General features: G+C 70.4%; 17 protein-coding genes. 6 read left to right on the top strand and 11 right to left on the bottom strand.

Annotated elements, in window-relative coordinates:
* Window positions 1-654: citrate:proton symporter (locus H5J26_RS16750; RefSeq protein WP_235980768.1), on the bottom strand; the 654-nt coding region annotated here is incomplete at its 3' end.
* A gap of 166 nt (window positions 655-820) precedes the next feature.
* Between H5J26_RS16750 and H5J26_RS16745 the strand changes: the two genes are divergently transcribed.
* The 3 genes from H5J26_RS16745 to H5J26_RS16735 all read left to right on the top strand — a co-directional run bounded on the left by H5J26_RS16745 (window position 821) and on the right by H5J26_RS16735 (window position 4,072).
* Window positions 821-1,744 (top strand): LysR family transcriptional regulator, encoded by a 924-nt coding sequence (locus H5J26_RS16745; protein WP_181766668.1) that lies wholly within the window; start codon window positions 821-823, stop codon window positions 1,742-1,744.
* A 164-nt stretch (window positions 1,745-1,908) separates the two neighbouring features.
* The gene (locus H5J26_RS16740; protein WP_181766667.1) at window positions 1,909-3,126 is read left to right on the top strand and encodes a CaiB/BaiF CoA transferase family protein; all 1,218 of its coding nucleotides are present in this window, start codon (window positions 1,909-1,911) and stop codon (window positions 3,124-3,126) included.
* Window positions 3,116-4,072, top strand: a complete 957-nt coding sequence (locus H5J26_RS16735; protein ID WP_309237945.1) for a CoA ester lyase — start codon at window positions 3,116-3,118, stop codon at window positions 4,070-4,072. Before H5J26_RS16740 ends, H5J26_RS16735 begins: the two co-directional genes overlap by 11 nt.
* 53 nt (window positions 4,073-4,125) lie before the next feature.
* Here the strand turns inward: H5J26_RS16735 and H5J26_RS16730 are convergent, their stop codons facing one another.
* The 6 genes from H5J26_RS16730 to dxr form a co-directional block, all read right to left on the bottom strand.
* Complete coding sequence (locus H5J26_RS16730; RefSeq protein ID WP_181766666.1) at window positions 4,126-5,835, bottom strand: proline--tRNA ligase; 1,710 nt, start codon at window positions 5,833-5,835, stop codon at window positions 4,126-4,128.
* 121 nt (window positions 5,836-5,956) lie between these two features.
* Window positions 5,957-6,529, bottom strand: a complete 573-nt coding sequence (locus H5J26_RS16725; protein ID WP_181766665.1) for a GNAT family N-acetyltransferase — start codon at window positions 6,527-6,529, stop codon at window positions 5,957-5,959.
* Window positions 6,530-6,615: 86 nt separating this feature from the next.
* Window positions 6,616-7,461: a GNAT family N-acetyltransferase gene (locus H5J26_RS16720; protein ID WP_181766664.1), complete on the bottom strand. Its 846-nt coding sequence runs from the start codon at window positions 7,459-7,461 to the stop codon at window positions 6,616-6,618.
* Window positions 7,462-7,654: 193 nt separating this feature from the next.
* Window positions 7,655-8,791 carry a flavodoxin-dependent (E)-4-hydroxy-3-methylbut-2-enyl-diphosphate synthase gene (gene ispG / locus H5J26_RS16715; protein ID WP_181766663.1) on the bottom strand — a complete coding sequence of 379 codons (1,137 nt, stop codon included), beginning with the start codon at window positions 8,789-8,791 and terminating at the stop codon, window positions 7,655-7,657.
* Window positions 8,792-9,006: 215 nt separating this feature from the next.
* Window positions 9,007-10,311 carry a M50 family metallopeptidase gene (locus H5J26_RS16710; protein ID WP_181766662.1) on the bottom strand — a complete coding sequence of 435 codons (1,305 nt, stop codon included), beginning with the start codon at window positions 10,309-10,311 and terminating at the stop codon, window positions 9,007-9,009.
* On the bottom strand, window positions 10,308-11,558 hold the full coding sequence (dxr, locus tag H5J26_RS16705) for a 1-deoxy-D-xylulose-5-phosphate reductoisomerase (RefSeq protein ID WP_181766661.1): 1,251 nt from the start codon (window positions 11,556-11,558) through the stop codon (window positions 10,308-10,310). Before dxr ends, H5J26_RS16710 begins: the two co-directional genes overlap by 4 nt.
* A gap of 90 nt (window positions 11,559-11,648) precedes the next feature.
* Here dxr and H5J26_RS16700 point away from each other — a divergent pair, with 90 nt between their 5' ends.
* Both H5J26_RS16700 and H5J26_RS16695 read left to right on the top strand, forming a co-directional pair.
* Complete coding sequence (locus H5J26_RS16700) at window positions 11,649-12,470, top strand: helix-turn-helix domain-containing protein (protein ID WP_181766660.1); 822 nt, start codon at window positions 11,649-11,651, stop codon at window positions 12,468-12,470.
* 44 nt (window positions 12,471-12,514) lie between these two features.
* Window positions 12,515-12,913 (top strand): VOC family protein, encoded by a 399-nt coding sequence (locus tag H5J26_RS16695; RefSeq protein WP_181766659.1) that lies wholly within the window; start codon window positions 12,515-12,517, stop codon window positions 12,911-12,913.
* 103 nt (window positions 12,914-13,016) lie between these two features.
* Here H5J26_RS16695 and H5J26_RS16690 read toward each other — a convergent pair whose 3' ends face one another.
* A complete protein-coding gene (locus H5J26_RS16690; RefSeq protein WP_181766669.1) occupies window positions 13,017-14,933 on the bottom strand; it encodes an acyl-CoA dehydrogenase family protein in 1,917 nt (638 codons plus the stop codon).
* A gap of 277 nt (window positions 14,934-15,210) precedes the next feature.
* Window positions 15,211-15,978 (bottom strand): phosphodiesterase, encoded by a 768-nt coding sequence (locus tag H5J26_RS16685; protein ID WP_181766658.1) that lies wholly within the window; start codon window positions 15,976-15,978, stop codon window positions 15,211-15,213.
* Window positions 15,979-16,154: 176 nt separating this feature from the next.
* On the opposite strand from H5J26_RS16685, the gene H5J26_RS16680 reads away from it, so the two are divergent.
* Window positions 16,155-16,526, top strand: coding sequence for a nuclear transport factor 2 family protein (locus H5J26_RS16680; RefSeq protein WP_181766657.1), 372 nt, complete (start codon window positions 16,155-16,157; stop codon window positions 16,524-16,526).
* An 80-nt stretch (window positions 16,527-16,606) separates the two neighbouring features.
* Here the strand turns inward: H5J26_RS16680 and H5J26_RS16675 are convergent, their stop codons facing one another.
* Window positions 16,607-18,061 (bottom strand): aldehyde dehydrogenase family protein, encoded by a 1,455-nt coding sequence (locus tag H5J26_RS16675; RefSeq protein WP_181766656.1) that lies wholly within the window; start codon window positions 18,059-18,061, stop codon window positions 16,607-16,609.
* A 270-nt stretch (window positions 18,062-18,331) separates the two neighbouring features.
* The coding region (locus tag H5J26_RS16670) for a PucR family transcriptional regulator (RefSeq protein ID WP_181766655.1) at window positions 18,332-18,635 on the bottom strand (304 nt) is incomplete at its 5' end.

The raw sequence follows: 18,635 nt of genomic DNA, 5'->3' as shown, positions 1-18,635 counted from the left end.
GTCCGCCCCGCCCGGCCGGTCGTCAGGGAGTGCGCCGAGGAGGCCCAGCCGCTTCCGCTCACGGCGTCCGATCAGATACGTGGCCAGCAGGACCCAGACGATGCCGCAGGCCATGGCGGGCAGCACCGGCACGAAGACCTCGGAGGTGTCCAGCTTGAGCGCGGCGGCGGCCCGTACGGTCGGGCCGCCCCACGGGATCATGTTCATCACGCCGGCGCCCAGGCAGATGATGCCGCTCAGGACCAGGGGACGCATTCCCAGTTGCCGGTAGACGGGCAGCAGCGCGGAGACGGTGATGAGGAAGGTGGATGCGCCGTCGCCGTCCAGCGCGACGCACATCGTGAGGACGGCCGTGCCCATGCATATCCGGAGCGGATCACGGCGGGCGAGGCGCAGGATGCCTCGTATGAGGGGGTCGAAGAGCCCGGCGTCCACCATGAGGCTGAAGTAGAGGACCGCGAAGGCGATCATGATTCCGGTGGGAGCCACCGTCGAGAGCCCCGCGAGGATCATCTCGCCCAGCCGGCTGCCGAATCCGCCGATGAGCCCCGCGAGCACCGGAAGCAGCACGAGGGCGACGAGGACCGACACCCGCTTGGTCATCGTGAGCAGCAGGAAGAGACCGATCGTGGAAAACCCCAGGGCTGCCAGCATGATCTCTCGCTCTCCTGTGTCACGGTTCCGGACGACGGCCTGCACGCGGCGCCGCGGCGTTGCCCGAGAGTTTCGGAGCCCGGTCGAATCGATGTCCAGCATCGAACCGGGATTCATTCATGCGACCTGTGCATGAGTGGGCCTGCGGCGCCTAGGCTCGCGGGCCATGGATGCCACATTGCGCCAGCTTTCCGCGTTCGCCGCCGTCGCCCGGGCAGCAAGCTTCACCGCGGCGGCGGCCCAACTCCACGTCTCGCAGTCGTCGCTGAGCCGTGCGGTCGCCGACCTGGAGCGCCTGCTCGGCAGCCAGCTGCTGGAACGCGACACACGCAACGTGCAGTTGACGGCTGCGGGCACCGAGACGCTGCGGATCGCGGACCAGATCGTCAATGCGCACAGGGCGGGCATGAAGGAGCTGGAGCGCTTCCTGCTCGGCGAATCGGGGACGGTCGCCGTGGCCACGCTGCCGTCGGTGGCCGCCGTCCTGCTGCCGCGAGTGATCTCCGGCTTCCGCAGGCAGCGCCCTCAGGTGGCCATGCGGATCATGGACGGACTGGAACGTTCCGTACTGGGACGGGTCCTGGCGGGCGACGCGGACTTCGCGATCACCACCCTCGGTGAGCCCTCGGGGCAGTTGGAGCACCGGCCTCTCGTCCGGGACCGGTTCGTCGCCGTGCTGCCGCCGGAACACCCGCTGGCGGAGGCCGAGGAGGTCGCTTGGGAGGACCTCGCACGGCACCCCTACCTGGCCGTCGGCCGGGACTCCAGCGTGCGGCGGCTGGCCGACGCGACGTTCGCACAGATCGACGCCCAGGTGGCGCCCGCGGCCGAGGCCGGCAATGTGGCGACGGTCGGAGGTCTGGTCGCCGCCGGGCTCGGAGTGTCCGCGATGCCCGCGCTCGTGCTGCCGCTCCTCGGCGCCGGCCCCCTCGTCTGGCGCCCGTTGACCCGCCCTGCCGTGCACCGGCGGCTCGACGTGGTGATGCGTGCGCGGCGCACCGTACCGCTCGCGGCGCACCGCTTCCTGGAGACGCTCGACGGGCTCAGGGAAAACGGAGCAGAGCTCCCCGAAGGCGTCTCCTGGGCCTGAGTGCCGGACTCGGGCAGCACTGCCATCCCATGCAAAAAGCGCATCGATTCATGGGGCTTTCTTGCTGGACAGGCATTTCTCTGTTCGGAGACGCTGAAGGCTCCTGAGGGCGGGCGGCCGTTGCCGTACGCCCATGGGCCGGAGCCGACCGAGGGAGCGCCGCTGTGCCGAACGACCACGGGGACCACGAAGGAAGCGGCCAGCTGTCCGACCTGAAAGTGGTCGAGTTCGCCCACGTCGTGGCCGGACCGCTGGCGGGCTCGATGCTCGCCGACCAGGGCGCCCAGGTCGTCCACGTGGAGCCACCCGGTTCAGGTGACGCGGCCCGCGCGATGGGGCCCCGGCGGGACGGAGTCCCCCTCTGGTTCAAGGTTGCCGGGCGCAACAAGCGCTCCGTCACCCTCGACCTGCATCAGGAGTCGGGCCGCGAGATGGCCCACCGGCTGGTCGCCTGGGCGGACGTCGTGATCGTCACCCTCCGGCCCGGGCGCCTGCGGAAGTGGGGCCTCGACTGGGAGGCCGTGCACCGTCTGAACCCCAAGGCCGTACTGCTTCAGATATCCGGCTACGGTGCGACCTCTTCGCAGGCCGACCAGCCCGGCTTCGGAAAGATGGGCGAGGCCCGCAGCGGAGTCGTCCATCTGACGGGCTTCCCGGACGGGCCACCCGTGCACACCGGCTTCTCCCACGGTGACGCGGTGAACGGACTGATGGGCGCCTACGCGATCCTCGCCGCACTGCACCGCAAGGAGCGCGACCCGGACTTCGACGGTGAGTGGATCGACCTCGCGCTCTTCGAGCCCCTCTTCCGGCTCGTCGAGTGGCAGGTCATCGTGCACGACCAGCTGGGGACGGTGCCCGAGCGGTCGGGCAACCAGCTCGCCGTCGCCCCGGCCGCCGTGATCAACACCTACCTCTCCGGCGACGACGACTGGATCACCGTGACGTCGGCGACGGCCCGTTCGGTCCTCAACGTCGTGCGCCTGCTGGGGCTGCCCGAAGAGGACTTCGCCACCGTGGAGGCCCAGCAGGCGGGCCGTGCGCAGCTGGACGACGGGCTGCGTGCCTGGGTGGCCCGGCGTTCCACGGACGAATGCCTGGAGGAGCTCGAGCGGAACGAGGTGGTGGCGTCCCGTGTCTTCGACGCGGCGGACATCGCCTCCGATCCGGTCTACGCCGAGCGCGAGGACATCGTCACGGTGGAGGATCCGGACCTCGGTCCCGTACGGATGCAGGCCGTCCTCCCGCACTTCCGGCAGAACCCAGGGCGGGTGTGGCGGACCGGCCCGGCCCTGGGGCAGGACAACCGCCTCGTCTATCAGGACTGGCTGGGCCTGGGTGAGGCGGAGCTGGCCGAACTGGAGGAGCAGGGTGTCGTCTGAGAGCGGCGGGCCGGCCCGGCACGGCGAGACGGCCCACCGGCCTCCGCTGCGCTCCATGCTCTTCGTGCCCGGCACCCGGACGGAGTGGCTGCCCAAGGCGGAGGCGTCCGGTGCCGACGCCGTGATCCTCGACCTGGAGGACGCGGTGGCCGTCCAGGAGAAGCAGGCCGCGCGTGCCCGTGTGCGCGAACTCCTCCTGAGCAGGACCGAGTCGGCGCAGCCGGAGGGGGCCTCGCCGGGCGACATGGCGCTGTTCGTACGGGTCAACCCCCTCGACGGATGGAACGCGGCCGAGGAGCTGCGGGCGGTGGCAACTCCCCCGCTGGCAGGCGTCGTTCTGCCCAAGGTGAGCAGCCCCGAGGACGTACGGTTCGCCGACCGGCTGCTGAGCTGGTGCGAGCACGAACAGGGCATGCCCCCGGGCAGCATCGCGCTCGTACCGCTCCTGGAGACCGCCGCTGCCCTGCGCGACGCGTACGGCATCGGATGGGCGGCCTCCCGCGTCGCCTACCTGGGCGCCGTCACGGCCCCCGGCGGCGATGTCGAGCGCGCCGTCGGGTACCGCTGGAGCCCGGAGGGCACCGAGACCCTCGCGCTGCGGTCCCGTGTCCTGCTGGACGCCAGGGCATCCGGTGCCGCGCATCCCGTCGCAGGCTTGTGGACGCACATCCGCGATCTGACCGGGCTGCGCCGGTTCGCCGAGGAGAACCGCTCGCTCGGATACGCCGGCATGGTCGCCGTCCACCCGTCGCACGTACCGGTCATCAACGAGGTCTTCTCCCCCGGACCCGACGAACTCGCCCGCTGCGCCCGCCTGATCGAGGCCGTGCGCGACGCGCAGTCGCGAGGGGCGGGAGCAGTGACCTTCGAAGGGCAGATGGTGGACGAGGCCATGGCCGCGACGGCGCGCGAAGTGCTGGAACTGCACCGGCGACGCAACGCGTGACGGATTCGGAGCGGGCGCCGCCCTCGCGGAGGGTGACGCCCTTACTCCGCCGGTCAGTTGGCCGAAAGACGCTCCACCGCGCCGGCCACGGTCAGTTCCTCACGCTCGCCCGTGCGGCGGTCCTTCAGCTCGACGAGGCCGTCCTTCGCACCCCGGCCCACGATCAGGATGGTGGGCACGCCGATCAGCTCCGCGTCGGTGAACTTCACACCCGGCGAGACGCCCGCACGGTCGTCCACGAGGACGCGCGTACCGGCGGCGCCGAGCTGATCGGCGACATCCAGGGCGAGTTCGGTCTGCAGGGCCTTGCCCGCTGCGACGACGTGGACGTCCGCCGGGGCGATCTCCCGGGGCCAGCACAGCCCTTGCTCGTCGGCGGTCTGCTCGGCGAGTGCGGCGACCGCGCGGGTCACGCCGATGCCGTACGAACCCATCGTCACGCGCGCGGGCTTGCCGTCCTGCCCCAGCACGTCGAGCTCGAACGCGTCGGCGTACTTGCGGCCGAGCTGGAAGATGTGACCGATCTCGATCGCCCTGTCGAGCACGATGCCGGAACCGCACGACGGGCAGGGGTCGCCCGCTTCGACGACGACCACGTCGAGGTAGTCGTCCACCTCGAAGTCGCGGCCGCAGACCACGTTCCGTGCGTGCTTGTCGGGCTTGTTGGCACCCGTGATCCAGTCCGTGCCGGGGCCGATGCGGGGGTCCGCGATGTAGCGGAACGCCTTGCCGGCCATGCCGTTCTGCGGGCCCACGTATCCGCGTACGAGGTCGGGCCGGTCGACGAAGTCCTCCGCCGTGACCAACTCGACCTCCGCGGGGGCGAGATGCTCGGCGAGCTTGCCGAGGTCGACCTCGCGGTGCCCGGGGACGCCGACGGCGGCGATCTCACCGTCGATCTTGACCAGCAGGTTCTTGAGCGTGGCCGACGCCGGGACGCCCAGGTGCTCGGCGAGCGTCTCGATGGTGGGGGTGTCCGGGGTGTCCAGCTCCTCGATCGCGGGGTGCTCCGCGGCCGGGGCGGAGGCGACGGAGACGGAGAGCGCCTCGGTGTTGGCCGCGAAGCCGCAGGAGGGGCACTGCGCGAAGGTGTCCTCACCGGCTGCCGCAGGGGCGAGGAACTCCTCGGAGGCCGAACCTCCCATGGCGCCGGAGACGGCGGAGACGATGCGGTAGTCCAGGCCGAGCCGCTCGAAGATGCGCCTGTACGCCTCACGTTGCTGGCGGTAGGACTCGGCGAGGCCCTCGTCGTTCAGGTCGAAGGAGTAGGCGTCCTTCATCGTGAACTCACGGCCGCGCAGGATGCCGGAGCGGGGCCGCGCCTCGTCCCGGTACTTGGTCTGGATCTGGTAGAGGGTCACCGGCAGGTCCTTGTAGGACGTGCACTGGTCCTTGACGACCTGGGTGAAGATCTCCTCGTGCGTCGGGCCCAGCAGATACTCGGCGCCCTTGCGGTCCTTGAGACGGAAGAGCAGGTCGCCGTACTCCTCGTAGCGGCCGGAGATCTCGTACGGCTCCTTCGGCAGCAGCGCGGGGAGCAGCACCTCCTGGGCGCCGACTGCGTCCATCTCCTCGCGCACGACCCGCGTGACGTTCTCCAGCACCTGCAGGCCGAGCGGCAGCCACGTCCAGATGCCGGCGGCCGCACGGCGCACGTAACCCGCGCGCACCAGCAGCTTGTGGCTGGTCGTCTCGGCGTCGGCCGGGTCGTCGCGCAACGTCTTCAGCATCGACCGGGACAAGCGCTGGACTCGGGCTGCCATGGAATTCTCCGTGCGGTGGGTGAAGTGACTGGGGAGGAGACTATCCGGCACCGCACACGGCACGGAAATGCGATTCCCCGCTGCCCGACGCCCCCGGCGAGCGGTCAGTCCGAACGGGCCGTCAGTCCCGGCGGAGCGGAAGCCAGGCCCCCATCACCGCATACGGGCTCGACGCACTCGGGAAGTGCACGTGCCGCGCGAGGTCCCCGTAGCCCAGATCGCGGTAGAGCGCGCGGGCGGGGCTGTCGGTGTCGATGGCCGAGAGCAGCGAGCGCGGCTCGTCGGCGCCGTCGGTGAGCATGGTGATCAGCCGACGGCCGATACCGCGCTGCTGGTACAGCGGGTGCACGTGCAGCTCCGTGACGACGAAGGAGTCGTTCAGCCAGCCCTCGTACCCGGACTGGCGCAGATATCCGGCAACCACCGTGGACCACCAGTGCGTACGGTCGTTGGGCATCCCGTACACGAATCCGACGAGCCGCCCCTCGTCGTTCGTGGCCCCCAGCGCCCTGGCGCCCGGGGAGCCGATGTGCCGCAGGACGATGTGGCGCCGCACCCCGATCTCGTCGTCGTCCAGCCCGAAGGCGACGGCCTGAACGGCGAGCGCGTCGTCGACGTGCGCTTCCAGATCGAGTGGGCCGATGACCGCCTCACGGGGGTCCTGGGGCGGTGATCCCCCGTCGGATTGGTGCATGCCCGGGAGGCTACTAGGGGTTACAGCTTCGCGATGACGTGCGGGCCACGCGGGGCGTCCGCACGGAGCCCCGGGACAGCGCACTCTCAGAACAGCACGCTCATGAAAGCCCCGACCTCGCGGAAGCCCACACGCCGGTAGGTGGCGCGCGCCGCCTCGTTGAAGTCGTTGACGTAGAGGCTCGCGACGGGCGCGACCTCCTGCAGCGCGTACCGCAGCACGGCTGCCATGCCGGTCTCGGACAGGCCCTGCCCGCGCCGCTTCGGCGTGACCCACACGCCCTGGATCTGGCAGGCGTGAGGCGTGGCCGCCCCGATCTCCGCCTTGAAGACGATCTCGCCGTCCTCGACGCGGGCGAACGACCGTCCGGCGCCCACGAGTTCCGCGACCCGTGACTGGTAGACCAGACCCCCGTCACCCGCGAGCGGCGAGACGCCGACCTCCTCGGTGAACATCGCCACGCAGGCCGGCAGGACCACGTCCATCTCGTCCTTGCGGATGCGGCGTACGAGCGGGTCGGGGGCGACGTCGTGCGGGACCTCGCGGGTGACCATCAGGGGCTGGTGGGCGCGGACGTCGCGGGCCGGCCCCCAGTGAGGTTCCAGGTATGACCACAGCCCGGAGGTCGGTCCGGCGGGGCCCACGATGGACGAGCAGCGCCGCCCCTGCCGCCGCGCCCGCTCGGCGAAGGCACGGACGGCCTCCGGCCCGGCGCACAGCGGCACGAGGTTCGCTCCGGCGTAGCACAGCGCGCTCAGTCGCCCTCGCTGATACCAGCCCCACATCTCTCCGCCGAGCCGTACGGCGTCCAGCCCGGCGGCGTGCACGCGGGAAGCGATGAAGGCGTTGTTGACCGGCTCGCGATGCAGGATCGCGAGCACGTCGTCGAGTTCGCCGGGGTCCACAACCCTGGTGGAGGTGGTGGTCAACAAGATTCCGGATGCCTCACCGTGACGGCCCCGAGGGCTGGAGGACGGGGAGAGGGGAAATGGGGACGTCCCACGAGCGTACCCCGGAGAGCTCAGCTCATTGCCGTGAGTGACGGCTGAGGGGAGGGCCCGGGAACCGAAGGCTCCCGGGCCCGCCGTGCTCGTGTGCCTCGGTACGGCGTCTTCCCCTGCGGGATCAGCCGCTGACGGCGACCTGGGGTTCGCCCGAGGCGACGCCGTCCTTCTCCATGCGCTCGGCGATCTTCATCGCCTCGTCGATCAGCGTCTCCACGATCTTCGACTCGGGGACGGTCTTGATGACCTCGCCCTTGACGAAGATCTGACCCTTGCCGTTGCCGGACGCGACGCCGAGGTCTGCCTCGCGGGCCTCGCCGGGGCCGTTGACGACGCAGCCCATGACGGCGACGCGCAGCGGCACCTCCATGCCTTCGAGGCCTGCGGTGACCTCGTCGGCCAGCTTGTAGACGTCGACCTGGGCGCGGCCGCAGGACGGACAGGAGACGATCTCGAGCCGCCGCTGGCGCAGGCCGAGCGACTCCAGGATCTGGATGCCGACCTTGCACTCCTCGGCGGGCGGCGCGGAGAGCGAGACGCGGATGGTGTCGCCGATGCCCTCGGACAGCAGCGCGCCGAAGGCGACGGCGGACTTGATGGTGCCCTGGAAGGCGGGGCCGGCCTCGGTGACGCCGAGGTGCAGCGGGTAGTCGCACTGCGCGGCGAGCTGCCGGTAGGCGTTGATCATGACGACGGGGTCGTTGTGCTTGACCGAGATCTTGATGTCCCGGAAGCCGTGCTCCTCGAAGAGGGAGCACTCCCACAGCGCCGATTCGACCAGCGCCTCAGGTGTGGCCTTGCCGTACTTCTGGAGCAGCCGCTTGTCGAGCGAGCCCGCGTTGACCCCGATACGGATGGGGGTGCCGGCGGCGGAGGCGGCCTGGGCGATCTCCCTGACCTTGTCGTCGAACTGCTTGATGTTGCCTGGGTTGACGCGCACCGCGGCGCAGCCGGCGTCGATGGCTGCGAAGACGTACTTCGGCTGGAAGTGGATGTCGGCGATCACGGGGATCTGCGACTTGCTGGCGATGGTGGACAGCGCGTCCGCGTCGTCCTGCGTGGGGCAGGCCACGCGCACGATCTGGCAGCCGGAGGCGGTCAGCTCCGCGATCTGCTGGAGCGTCGCGCCGACGTCGGCGGTACGGGTCGTGGTCATCGACTGCACGGACACCGGCGCGTCACCGCCGACCGCCACCGGACCGACCTGGATCTTCCGGCTGGTGCGGCGGTCGACGAGCTTGGTCGGTACGTCCGGCATTCCTAGCGAAATCGCTGTCGCTGTCATCAGGCGTGCAACCCCAAGGTATGGATCGAGAAGTCCCGATGGATCGACGGGCTCCAGCACTTGAGATTACGGCACCGTCACCCGTACGAGCACATCACTCCCCGGTAACCACCCGAAGCAGGGCACCCGGGGACGAACCTTCCCCGGGTGCCGCAGCCCGTCATCTTTCGGCCGTCCGCCGGACGGCACTATCCAGCGAGTCTGACCGGGTTCACCACGTCGGCGACCAGAACCAGCAGCGTGAAGCAGATGAAGATGCCGGCGACCACGTAGGCGACGGGCATCAGCTTGGCCACGTCGAACGGGCCGGGGTCGGGCCGCCGGAAGACCTTGGCGAAGGCCCGCCGCACCGACTCCCACAGGGCCCCCGCGATGTGCCCGCCGTCCAGCGGCAGCAGCGGCAGCATGTTGAAGAGGAAGAGGGAGAGGTTGAAGCCCGCGACCAGGAAGAGCATCGTCGCCACTCGCTGCGTGGGCGGGATGTCGAGGGAGAAGACCTCGCCTCCGACCCTGGCCGCACCGACCACGCCCATCGGGGAGTCCTGCTTGCGTTCCCCGCCGCCGAAGGCCGCGTCCCACAGGTCGGGGACCTTGGAGGGGAGTGCGACCAGCGCCTGCACACCGGAGGCCATCATGTCGCTCATGCGGTCGACGGACTGGGGGAAGGTCTGCTGCACGACGCCGCTGGCCGGGGTGAACCCGAGGAACCCCGCCGTGACGTACTGACCCTCGACGTAGCTGCCGCGGCCGTCGGACTTGGCGACCTTGTTGGAGATCAGGTCCGCCTGGAGGGTCTTACGGGCGCCCTCACGCTCGACGGTGATGCTGGCCGGGCCCGTGGTGTCCCGGATCTGCTGCTGGAGGGTGCTCCACTCCCCCACACGCTTCCCGTCGAAGGCCACGATCTTGTCCCCCGGCAGCATCCCTGCCGCCTTGGCGGGCGAGTCCTTTGCGTTCGCGGGGCACTTGTCGGACTTCGCCGAAGCGGGGATGACGCACTTGGACACGGAGGAGACCGTGGTGGTCTGGGTGTTGATGCCGAAGGACATCAGCACGACGAGGAAGATCACGACCGCCAGGATCAGGTTCATGAACGGCCCGGCGAACATCACGATGACGCGCTTCCAGGGGGACCGGGTGTAGAAGAGCCGCTTCTCGTCCCCCGGCTTCAGCTCCTCGTAGGCGGCGGCACGCGCGTCCTCGATCATGCCGCGGAAGGGCGACGTCGACCGCGCGCGCAGCGTGCCGTCCTCGCCGGGCGGGAACATGCCGATCATCCGGATGTAGCCGCCGAGCGGCACCGCCTTGATCCCGTACTCGGTCTCGCCCTTGTACCGGGAGAAGATCGTCGGGCCGAAGCCGACCATGTACTGCGGGACTCGGATGCCGAACATCTTCGCCGTCGACAGGTGCCCCAACTCGTGCCAGGCGATGGAGAAGAGCAGGCCGACGATGAACACGACTATGCCGAGAATCGTCATGAGGGTGGTCATGCGCGGGCCTCCGCTGCTGCCGTCGCCAGTTCACGGGCGCGCGTACGCGCCCAGGTCTCAGCGTCGAGGACATCGGCGAGCGTCAGCGCGGTTGCCCGCGGTGGACCGTGCTCCTCGACCACAGCGGCAACCGTATCCACGATGCCGGAGAACGGCAGCCTTCCGCTCAAGAACGCCTCGACGCACTCCTCGTTCGCGGCGTTGTAGACGGCCGGCGCCGTGCCCCCCGACCGGCCCACCTGGAAGGCGAGCGGCACGGCCGGGAAGGCCTCCGCGTCCAGCGGGAAGAAGTCCCACGACATCGCCCGCGACCAGTCGAAGACCGGACCGGCGTCGGGCACCCGGCGGGGCCACCCGATGCCCAGCGCGATCGGCAGCCGCATGTCGGGCGGGCCGCACTGGGCGATGGTCGAGCCGTCCATGAACTCCACCATCGAGTGCACGGCCGACTGGGGGTGGACGACGACCTCGATCCGGTCGAAGGGCACGTCGTAGAGGAGGTGCGCCTCGATGACCTCCAGGCCCTTGTTGACCAGGGTCGCCGAATTGACGGTGATGACCGGGCCCATGTCCCAGGTGGGGTGCGCGAGCGCCTCCTCGGGGGTGACGTCGGACAGTTCGGCTTTCGTACGGCCGCGGAACGGGCCGCCCGAGGCGGTGACGAGCAGCTTGCGCACCTCGGCGTGCGTACCGCTCATGAGCGCCTGGAAGAGCGCCGAGTGCTCGGAGTCCACGGGGACGATCTGGCCCGGCTCCGCCAGCGCCTTCACCAGCGGGCCGCCCACGATCAGCGACTCCTTGTTGGCGAGTGCCAGCATCCGCCCCGCCTTCAACGCGGCGAGGGTGGGTGCCAGTCCGATGGAGCCGGTGATGCCGTTGAGCACGGTGTGGCATTCGCTCGCCGCCAGCTCCGTGGCCGCGTCCGGCCCGGCCAGCACCTCGGGGATCGGCTCCCCCGGCCCGTACTCGGCGCGCAGCGCTTCGCGCAGCTGTCCCACCATGTCCTCGCGCGCGACGGCGACGGTGCGCACCTGCAACCGGTGGGCCTGCCCGGCGAGCAGCCCCACCCGGGCGCCGGCGGCGGAGAGACCGATGACGCGGAAGCGGTCGGGGTTGCTCAGTACGACATCGACCGCCTGGGTGCCGATGGAGCCGGTCGACCCGAGGATCACGATGTCGCGCGGCCCGTCAGGCAGGTCGTGCGAACCGGAAAGCCGCAGGTGCGGGTCAGCGAGGGAATCCGTCATGCCCCCATTCTGACGGCTCCTCGGTGAAGCGGGGTCACCGCCTTCCCCGCGCACCCTGACGGGCGTGCCCGATGCTTCTACGCTGCTGTCATGGACGGCGGCGAGCTGGAGTTCACCGGCCGCGCACCGGACGCCCGGCTGGCAGGGCTCGTACTGCGCTACCAGGGCTTCGCGATGCGGATGGGCCGGCCGGTGCAGCGCCGTGAACTGCCGGGGACGACGCTCCCGCTCGTCATCGCGTTCGAAGGCGGATTCGCACTGGGCCGTCCCGGCGAGACGGAAGGCCCCGTCGAGAGCTTCGACAGCTTCACCGGCGGGCCGCAGGAGGCCTTCGTCGCGACTCACTGGCCCACGGTGGTCCGCGGTCTGCAGGTCGATCTGACGCTGCTCGGTGCTCACCTCGTCCTCGGGGTCCCGCTGTGCTCGCTCCGCGGCCGCACGGTCCGGCTGGAGGAGGTGCTGGGCCGCACAGGCACACGAATGAGTGACCAGCTGCGTGACGCACCGGACTGGCCCGCACGCTTCGCCCTGCTCGATGAGGCCTTCCTGACCCGCGTCACGGCAGCCCGCCTCCCCGGTGGTGACCTGACCTGGGCCTGGCGCCGCATCCACGGCAGCGGCGGCAACCTCGACATCGGCTCTCTCGCGACCGAACTGGGGTGCAGCCGCCCGTACTTGACTCAGCGCTTCCAGCACACTTTCGGCGTCGCCCCGAAGACGCTCGCCCGCATCCGGCGGTTCGAGCGTGCGGTCCGGCTCCTCGAGGACGGCGAACTCCCGGCCGCGCAGGTCGCGTTCCTCGGCGGCTACTGCGACCAGCCGCACTTCAACCGCGAGTTCAAGCGGCTGGCCGGCAGCTCACCACGGGAACACCTCCGGCTGCGGGCCGCCGAGCCGTCGCAGGACACCTGACAAACGTCCAATACAAGCGCTGCCCACGCTCCTACGGTCACCTCATGAGCGACCAGATTCCCACGCCCAGCGTGGTCCCGTACCTCTTCTACGACGACCCCGCAGGCATCCGCGACTTCCTCGCCGACGCCTTCGGCTTCACGGCGGTCTCCACCCACGAGGGCCCTGACGGCGAGGTCCTCAACATCGAACTGCGTGTGGGCGACAAGTTCCTCATGCTCAGCCGCGCCCGCGCGGACATGGGCATGTCCTCGCCCGCCGGACTGCCGGCGGCGCACGCGATGGTGCTGGTCTACGTCGAGGACGTCGACGCGCACTTCGCGCGGGCCCGGTCCGCGGGGGCGCAGATCTGGTACGAGCCGCAGGACATGCCCTACGGCCAGCGAGAGTACGGCGCCCGCGACCCGGAGAACGGGTTCTGGTCCTTCGCCACTCTGCTGTGACGCGGCCTCGGGGCGGCGCCGGGCGGCGCGCCCCGTGGGCACAGGCGCCCGGCGCTGATCACAGCTCGCCGGGCGCCTGCCCCCTCTCGCACGGTGCGTGCCGTCAGCGGATCCGCCGGTGCACGTTCTTCTTCTTCGACGGTCCCGGAATCGCCTCGGAGATCCACGGGCCTTCGGTGGAGGGGTCGATGATGCCCTCCTCCAGCCAGGCGTACGCCCCGCCGAGGATGCCGTCGACGACCTTCCGGTCCAGGTCGTCGGTGTTGTGCCACAGGCGTCCGAACAGCTCCTCCACGCGGATCCTGGACTGCCGGCAGAAGACGTCCGCCAGCTGGTACGCGGCCTTGCCGTCCTCGACTCCGCTGCTCATGGCGTCACGGCGCACCTTCTCGGCCCGGACGCACACGGCGCTCATCGCGAACAGCTCCGCTCCGATGTCCACGATCCGCCCGAGGAAGCCCTGCTTGGTCTCCATGCGCCCCTGCCAGCGCGACATGGCGTAGAAGGTCGAGCGGGCCAGCTTGCGCGAGGTGCGCTCCACATAGCGAAGGTGAGCCGCGAGGGTTCCGAAGTCGGCGTAGGCGCTGGGAAGTTGACCGGGGCCCGCGACCAGTTTCGGCAGCCAGCGTGCGTAGAAGCCGCCGGCGGAGACGGCTGCTCGGCCCTTGTCCGAGAGGGTCTTGTCCGGGTCGATCAGGTCGCCGGCGACGGAGAGGTGCGCGTCCACGGCCTCCCGGGCGATGAGGAGGTGCATGATCTCCGTCGAGCCCTCGAAGATGCGGTTGATGCGCAGATCACGCAGCAACTGCTCGGCCGGTACGCCCTTCTCGCCGCGCGCCGCCAGGGACGCCGCGGTCTCGAAGCCCCGCCCGCCCCGGATCTGGACGAGTTCGTCGGCCATCAGCCACGCCATCTCGCTGCCGAACAGCTTCGCGAGGGCGGCCTCGATGCGGATGTCGTTGCGCTGCTCGTCCGCCATCTGGCTGGACAGGTCGACGACTGCCTCCAGCGCGAACGTCGTCGCGGCGATGAAGGACATCTTGCTGCCCACCGCCTCGTGCTTGGCGACGGGCCGGCCCCACTGCACGCGCGCCTCGCCCCATTCGCGGGCGACCTTCAGGCACCACTTGCCCGCGCCCACGCAGGTGGCCGGCAGCGAGAGCCGGCCCGTGTTGAGGGTCGTGAGGGCGATCTTGAGCCCCTCGCCCTCCTTGCCGATGCGGTTGGCCGCCGGGACGCGCACCTGGTGGAGACGGGTGACGCCGTTCTCCAGGCCGCGCAGTCCCATGAACGAGTTGCGGTTCTCGACGGTGATGCCCTCGGAGTCGCCCTCGACGACGAATGCGGTGATGCCGCCCCTGTGCCCTTCGGACTTGGGCACCCTGGCCATGACGACAAGGAGGTCCGCGACGACGCCGTTGGTGGTCCACAGCTTCACGCCGTCGACGACGTAGTCCTCGCCGTCCGGCACGGCCGTCGTGGCCAGCCGGGCCGGGTCCGAGCCGACGTCGGGCTCGGTCAGCAGGAACGCGGAGATGTCCGTACGGGCGCAGCGCGGGAGGAAGATGTCCTTCTGCTCCTGTGTGCCGAACATCTTCAGTGGCTGCGGCACGCCGATCGACTGATGTGCGGACAGCAGCGCGCCCACAGCGGGGCTGACGCTGCTGACCATGGCCAGCGCCTTGTTGTAGTAGACCTGCGTCAGGCCGAGGCCGCCGTACTCGGGGCCGACCTTCATGCCGAGCGCGCCGATGTCCTTCAGGCCGGTGACGACCTCGTCGGGAATGCGGTCCTCGCGCTCGATCCGCGCGCCGTCGATGGTCGCCTCGCAGAAGTCGCGCAGCTTCGTCAGGAACTCCTCGCCGCGCCGTACGTCCTCCGCGGGCGGTTCCGGGTGGGGGTGGATCAGGTCCAGCCGGAAGCGGCCCAGGAACATTTCCTTGGCGAAGCTGGGCTTTCGCCAGTCCTGTTCGCGTGCGGCCTCGGCTACTTCTCGGGCTTCGCGCTCGGAGACAGTCATCTCACTCATCTCGCCGCGTGGTAGGGACAGTGGACGCCGTGCACTACCGGCCGGTGCTACTCGCTCGTATGTACCCGATTCATCCGTTGCGTACCAGACTCCGCGCACGCCGGTCCCTGATGTGCATGCCCCGCCGACGGCCCGGCAGCCGTCACAGAAGTGAGCCGTTCACCGAGCAGGGTGACGGCGACGAGGGCCGGCCGCCGTTTCGGCCGGCACGGCGGGAGGCGGCGGCTGTTGCGGAGCCCGCCTCCCGCCGTGCCGGGCGGGGGCGCTCCTACGGAACGACGCGGAAATGGGTCGTCAGGCGGCCCTCGTCGTCGTGGACGTGGAAGGCGAGCATCGGCGGGAGCGCGTAGTCGATGGGACCGTCCTTCTCGCCCTCCCACGGCATTCTCAGCGTGGAGACGACGCCGGGTGCGGCCACCAACGGCCGTCCGGCGAAGACAGTCGTCGCCGGTGTGTGGCTGTGACCGCACAGCAGCGCCGAGACATGGTCGTGCCGTTCGACCACGGCGGCGAGGCGGTCCTCTCCGAACTGGCGGATGGGGTCGACGTATTGGCCGTGCAACGGCAGCGGCGGGTGGTGGAAGCAGACGAAGGCAGGCCTGTCGTGCGGTGCCCCGGCCAGCGCGTCGTCGAGCCACTCCAGGGTCGCGTCGTCGAGATAGCCGTCGCCGCGGCCCGGAATGCTGGAGTCACACATGGCGAAGGTGGCGCCGGGCAGTACGTGCAGCTGGTTGACGGGCGAGCTGTCGCCAGGGTCGCCGCCGAGCAGTCCGGCACGGTAGGCGCCGCGGACGTCGTGGTTGCCGGGGCACAGCAGCGGCGCGTACCGGAACGAGCCGAGCACCTCGGCGGCCTCCGCGTACTCCCCGGGTGTGCCGTGATCGGCGACGTCGCCGGTCAGGATCACGGCGTCGAGCTCGCCGGGAAGCTCGTCGAGACAGCGCAGCACGCGCTCGGTGCGCTCACGGGCGCGAGCGCCGCCGTCGCCGCGGTCCTGGCCGAGGTGGATGTCGCTGATGTGAGCGAAGACGAACACTCGTCCCTCTTTCGGGTCAGCCGCGCGGTCGCGGGCAGGGTGGCGGATTCGCGGGCCCGGACGGCACACGCCCGGACGGCTCAACTGCCGGGCGGCGCCCGCTCGTAGCGTATGCGTGAGCCGGAAGCGGCATGCGCGCCCCTGTGCCCGGGCCGTCCTTCTGATAGGACGGAGGCATGCAGGCCGAAACCAGCGAAGACGCTGTAGACACCTTCCTCGCCGCCTTCAACGCCTCGAACTCGGCCTACGTGACCGAACTTCTGGCGCGCGCGCTCACGTCCGACGTCGTCTTCTGGGGGCCGCTGGGCCGCAGTGTCGGCGTCGAGGCCGTGGAGACCTTCATCACCGAGCTCCGCGCCCACCCCGAGGGTCCGGGCACGGTGACCCGTACGACCGTCGTGGACACCCCCGGCGAGTGGGCGCGCTACAGCTGGAGCTACCGGAACGAGGCCGGCCGTCCTCTGCTGACGGGCACCGACATGGTGCATCTGCGGGACGGACGCATCGATCAGATGGTCGTCTTCGCAGGAGACCTCGCCGCCATCTGAACCGCACGGCAGCGGGTCCCCGCGCACGCTCTGCGCGAGGGCCCGCTGCGGTATGCCCGTCCTGCTGAGACGGGAGGGAACTACAGCTCCAGCCCGGTGAGGACCATCACGCGCTCGTAGGTGTAGTCCTCCATCGCGAACCGGACGCCTTCACGGCCCACGCCCGACTCCTTGACGCCGCCGTAGGGCATCTGGTCGGCGCGGTAGGAAGGCACGTCGCCGACGACCACGCCGCCCATCTCGAGCGAGCGGTGCGCGCGGAACGCGGCCTGGATGTCGTGCGTGAACAGACCTGCCTGAAGGCCGTACTTGGAGTCGTTGGCCGCCGCGAAGGCGGCCTCCTCGCCGTCCACCTTCGTGAACGTCATGACGGGGCCGAACGCCTCCTCGCAGCCGATCTGCGTGTCCGGCGCGACGTCCTCCAGGACGGTCGGGGCGTAGGTCGCGCCCTCGCGCTTGCCGCCGGTCAGCAGCTTCGCACCACGCGAGACGGCCTCATCGACCCACGACTCGAGCCGCTTGGCCGCGTCCTCGCTCACCAGCGGGCCGACGTCGGTGGCCGGGTCGGAGGGGTCACCGGTACGAAGTGCCTCCACCGCCGTGACGACCTTGGGCACCAGCCGGTCGTACACCGAGGCGTCCGCGATCACGCGCTGCACGGAGATGCAGGACTGGCCCGCCTGGTAGTTGGAGAAGGTGGCGATGCGCTGGGCCGCCCAGTCGAGGTCCTCCTCGGACCGGAAGTCCCCCAGGACGATCGCCGCGCCGTTGCCGCCGAGTTCGAGGGTGACCCGCTTGCGCGGCACCGAGTCGAGGATGGACCAGCCGACGGGGGCGGAGCCGGTGAAGGAGATGATCGGCAGCCGCTCGTCCTGCACGAGGTCCGGCATCCGGTCGTTGGGAACGGGCAGCACGGACCACGAGCCTGCCGGCAGCTCCGTCTCCGCGAGCAGCTCGCCGATCAGCAGACCGGACAGCGGGGTGGCGGGGGCGGGCTTGAGGATGATCGGGGTGCCGACGGCCAGTGCGGGGGCGACCTTGTGCGCGCACAGGTTGAGCGGGAAGTTGAAGGGCGCGATGCCGAGCACGGGCCCGTAAGGGAAGCGCCTTGTGAGGGCGAGGCGCCCCGCGCCGCCCGCGTCGGAGTCCAGCCGCTGGGCCTCGCCGCCGTTGAAGCGGCGGGCCTCGTCGGCGGCCCAGCGGAAGACGGAGACGCACCGGCCGACCTCGCCGCGCGCCCACTTCATGGGCTTGCCGTTCTCCGCCGAGATCAGGGTGGCGATCTCCTCCGACCGCTCCTTGAGGCGGCCCACGACGTGGTCGAGGGCTGCGGCCCGTACGTGCGCAGGAGTCGCCGAGAACTCGTCGGCGACGGCGGCAGCGGCGGCCACGGCCTCCTCGACCTGGGCCTCGCTGGGAAGACTGATGCTTCCGACGAGCCGGCCGTCCCATGGCGAGGTGACATCGAGCGTGTCATCGCCTGTGGCCTCGCGGCCGGCGAGCCAGAACGCGTGCGGGGAAGTCGCTGTCGACACTGCGGGGACCGCCCTTCCGGAATCGGTGGGATGTCAGTGGATGAAGGAGTGCGTCGACCGCCCCCGGTGGGCACGCGTCAGCTCTCCCCCACCAACCGTAGGGCGTCCGGAAGCGAGAGCTTCTTGTCCGGCGCGGCAGACTCCCGCGACCATGCACTCCGGATTGGCACGGACACATTGCGTGGTTCCTGCGTCAGCCTGCCGTGCCCTCGACGGGCCTCCGGCGGACCGTCAGACGGGCCGGTCCTGCTCCGGCGAGGCGCGGGATCGTCAGCCGGTCGCCTTGAGGGCGAGCCACAGCTCCATGCGTACGTCCGGGTCGTCGAGGGAGCGTCCGAGGATCTCCTCCACGCGGCGCATGCGGTAGCGCAACGTGTGCCGGTGGACGCCCAGGTCGGCCGCCGCGGCGTCCCATTGCCCGTGCCGCGAGAGCCAGGCGCGCAGGGACGCGACGAGGTCGCCCCTGCCGTTCGCGTCGTGATCCCGCAGGGAACGCAGCAGCCCGTCGGCGAAGGCGCGCACGGCGTCGTCGGCGAGAAGCGGCAGCACCGATCCGGCGGCCACGTCCTCGTGC

Source organism: Streptomyces albidus (ex Kaewkla and Franco 2022) (assembly GCF_013870515.1).
GTDB classification, from domain to species: Bacteria; Actinomycetota; Actinomycetes; order Streptomycetales; family Streptomycetaceae; genus Streptomyces; species Streptomyces albidus.
Note: the sequence above shows the minus strand (reverse complement) of the source record. Positions and strands in the feature narration are given on the sequence as shown.

What these genes read in the sequence shown, in the direction of transcription:
- H5J26_RS16710 (WP_181766662.1), bottom strand. Translation starts at nt 10,311, where the DNA reads ATGACCACCCTCATGACGATTCTCGGCATAGTCGTGTTCATCGTCGGC.
- H5J26_RS16745 (WP_181766668.1), top strand. Translation starts at nt 821, where the DNA reads ATGGATGCCACATTGCGCCAGCTTTCCGCGTTCGCCGCCGTCGCCCGG.
- H5J26_RS16700 (WP_181766660.1), top strand. Translation starts at nt 11,649, where the DNA reads ATGGACGGCGGCGAGCTGGAGTTCACCGGCCGCGCACCGGACGCCCGG.
- H5J26_RS16725 (WP_181766665.1), bottom strand. Translation starts at nt 6,529, where the DNA reads ATGCACCAATCCGACGGGGGATCACCGCCCCAGGACCCCCGTGAGGCG.
- H5J26_RS16680 (WP_181766657.1), top strand. Translation starts at nt 16,155, where the DNA reads ATGCAGGCCGAAACCAGCGAAGACGCTGTAGACACCTTCCTCGCCGCC.
- ispG (WP_181766663.1), bottom strand. Translation starts at nt 8,791, where the DNA reads ATGCCGGACGTACCGACCAAGCTCGTCGACCGCCGCACCAGCCGGAAG.
- H5J26_RS16730 (WP_181766666.1), bottom strand. Translation starts at nt 5,835, where the DNA reads ATGGCAGCCCGAGTCCAGCGCTTGTCCCGGTCGATGCTGAAGACGTTG.
- dxr (WP_181766661.1), bottom strand. Translation starts at nt 11,558, where the DNA reads ATGACGGATTCCCTCGCTGACCCGCACCTGCGGCTTTCCGGTTCGCAC.
- H5J26_RS16695 (WP_181766659.1), top strand. Translation starts at nt 12,515, where the DNA reads ATGAGCGACCAGATTCCCACGCCCAGCGTGGTCCCGTACCTCTTCTAC.
- H5J26_RS16690 (WP_181766669.1), bottom strand. Translation starts at nt 14,933, where the DNA reads ATGACTGTCTCCGAGCGCGAAGCCCGAGAAGTAGCCGAGGCCGCACGC.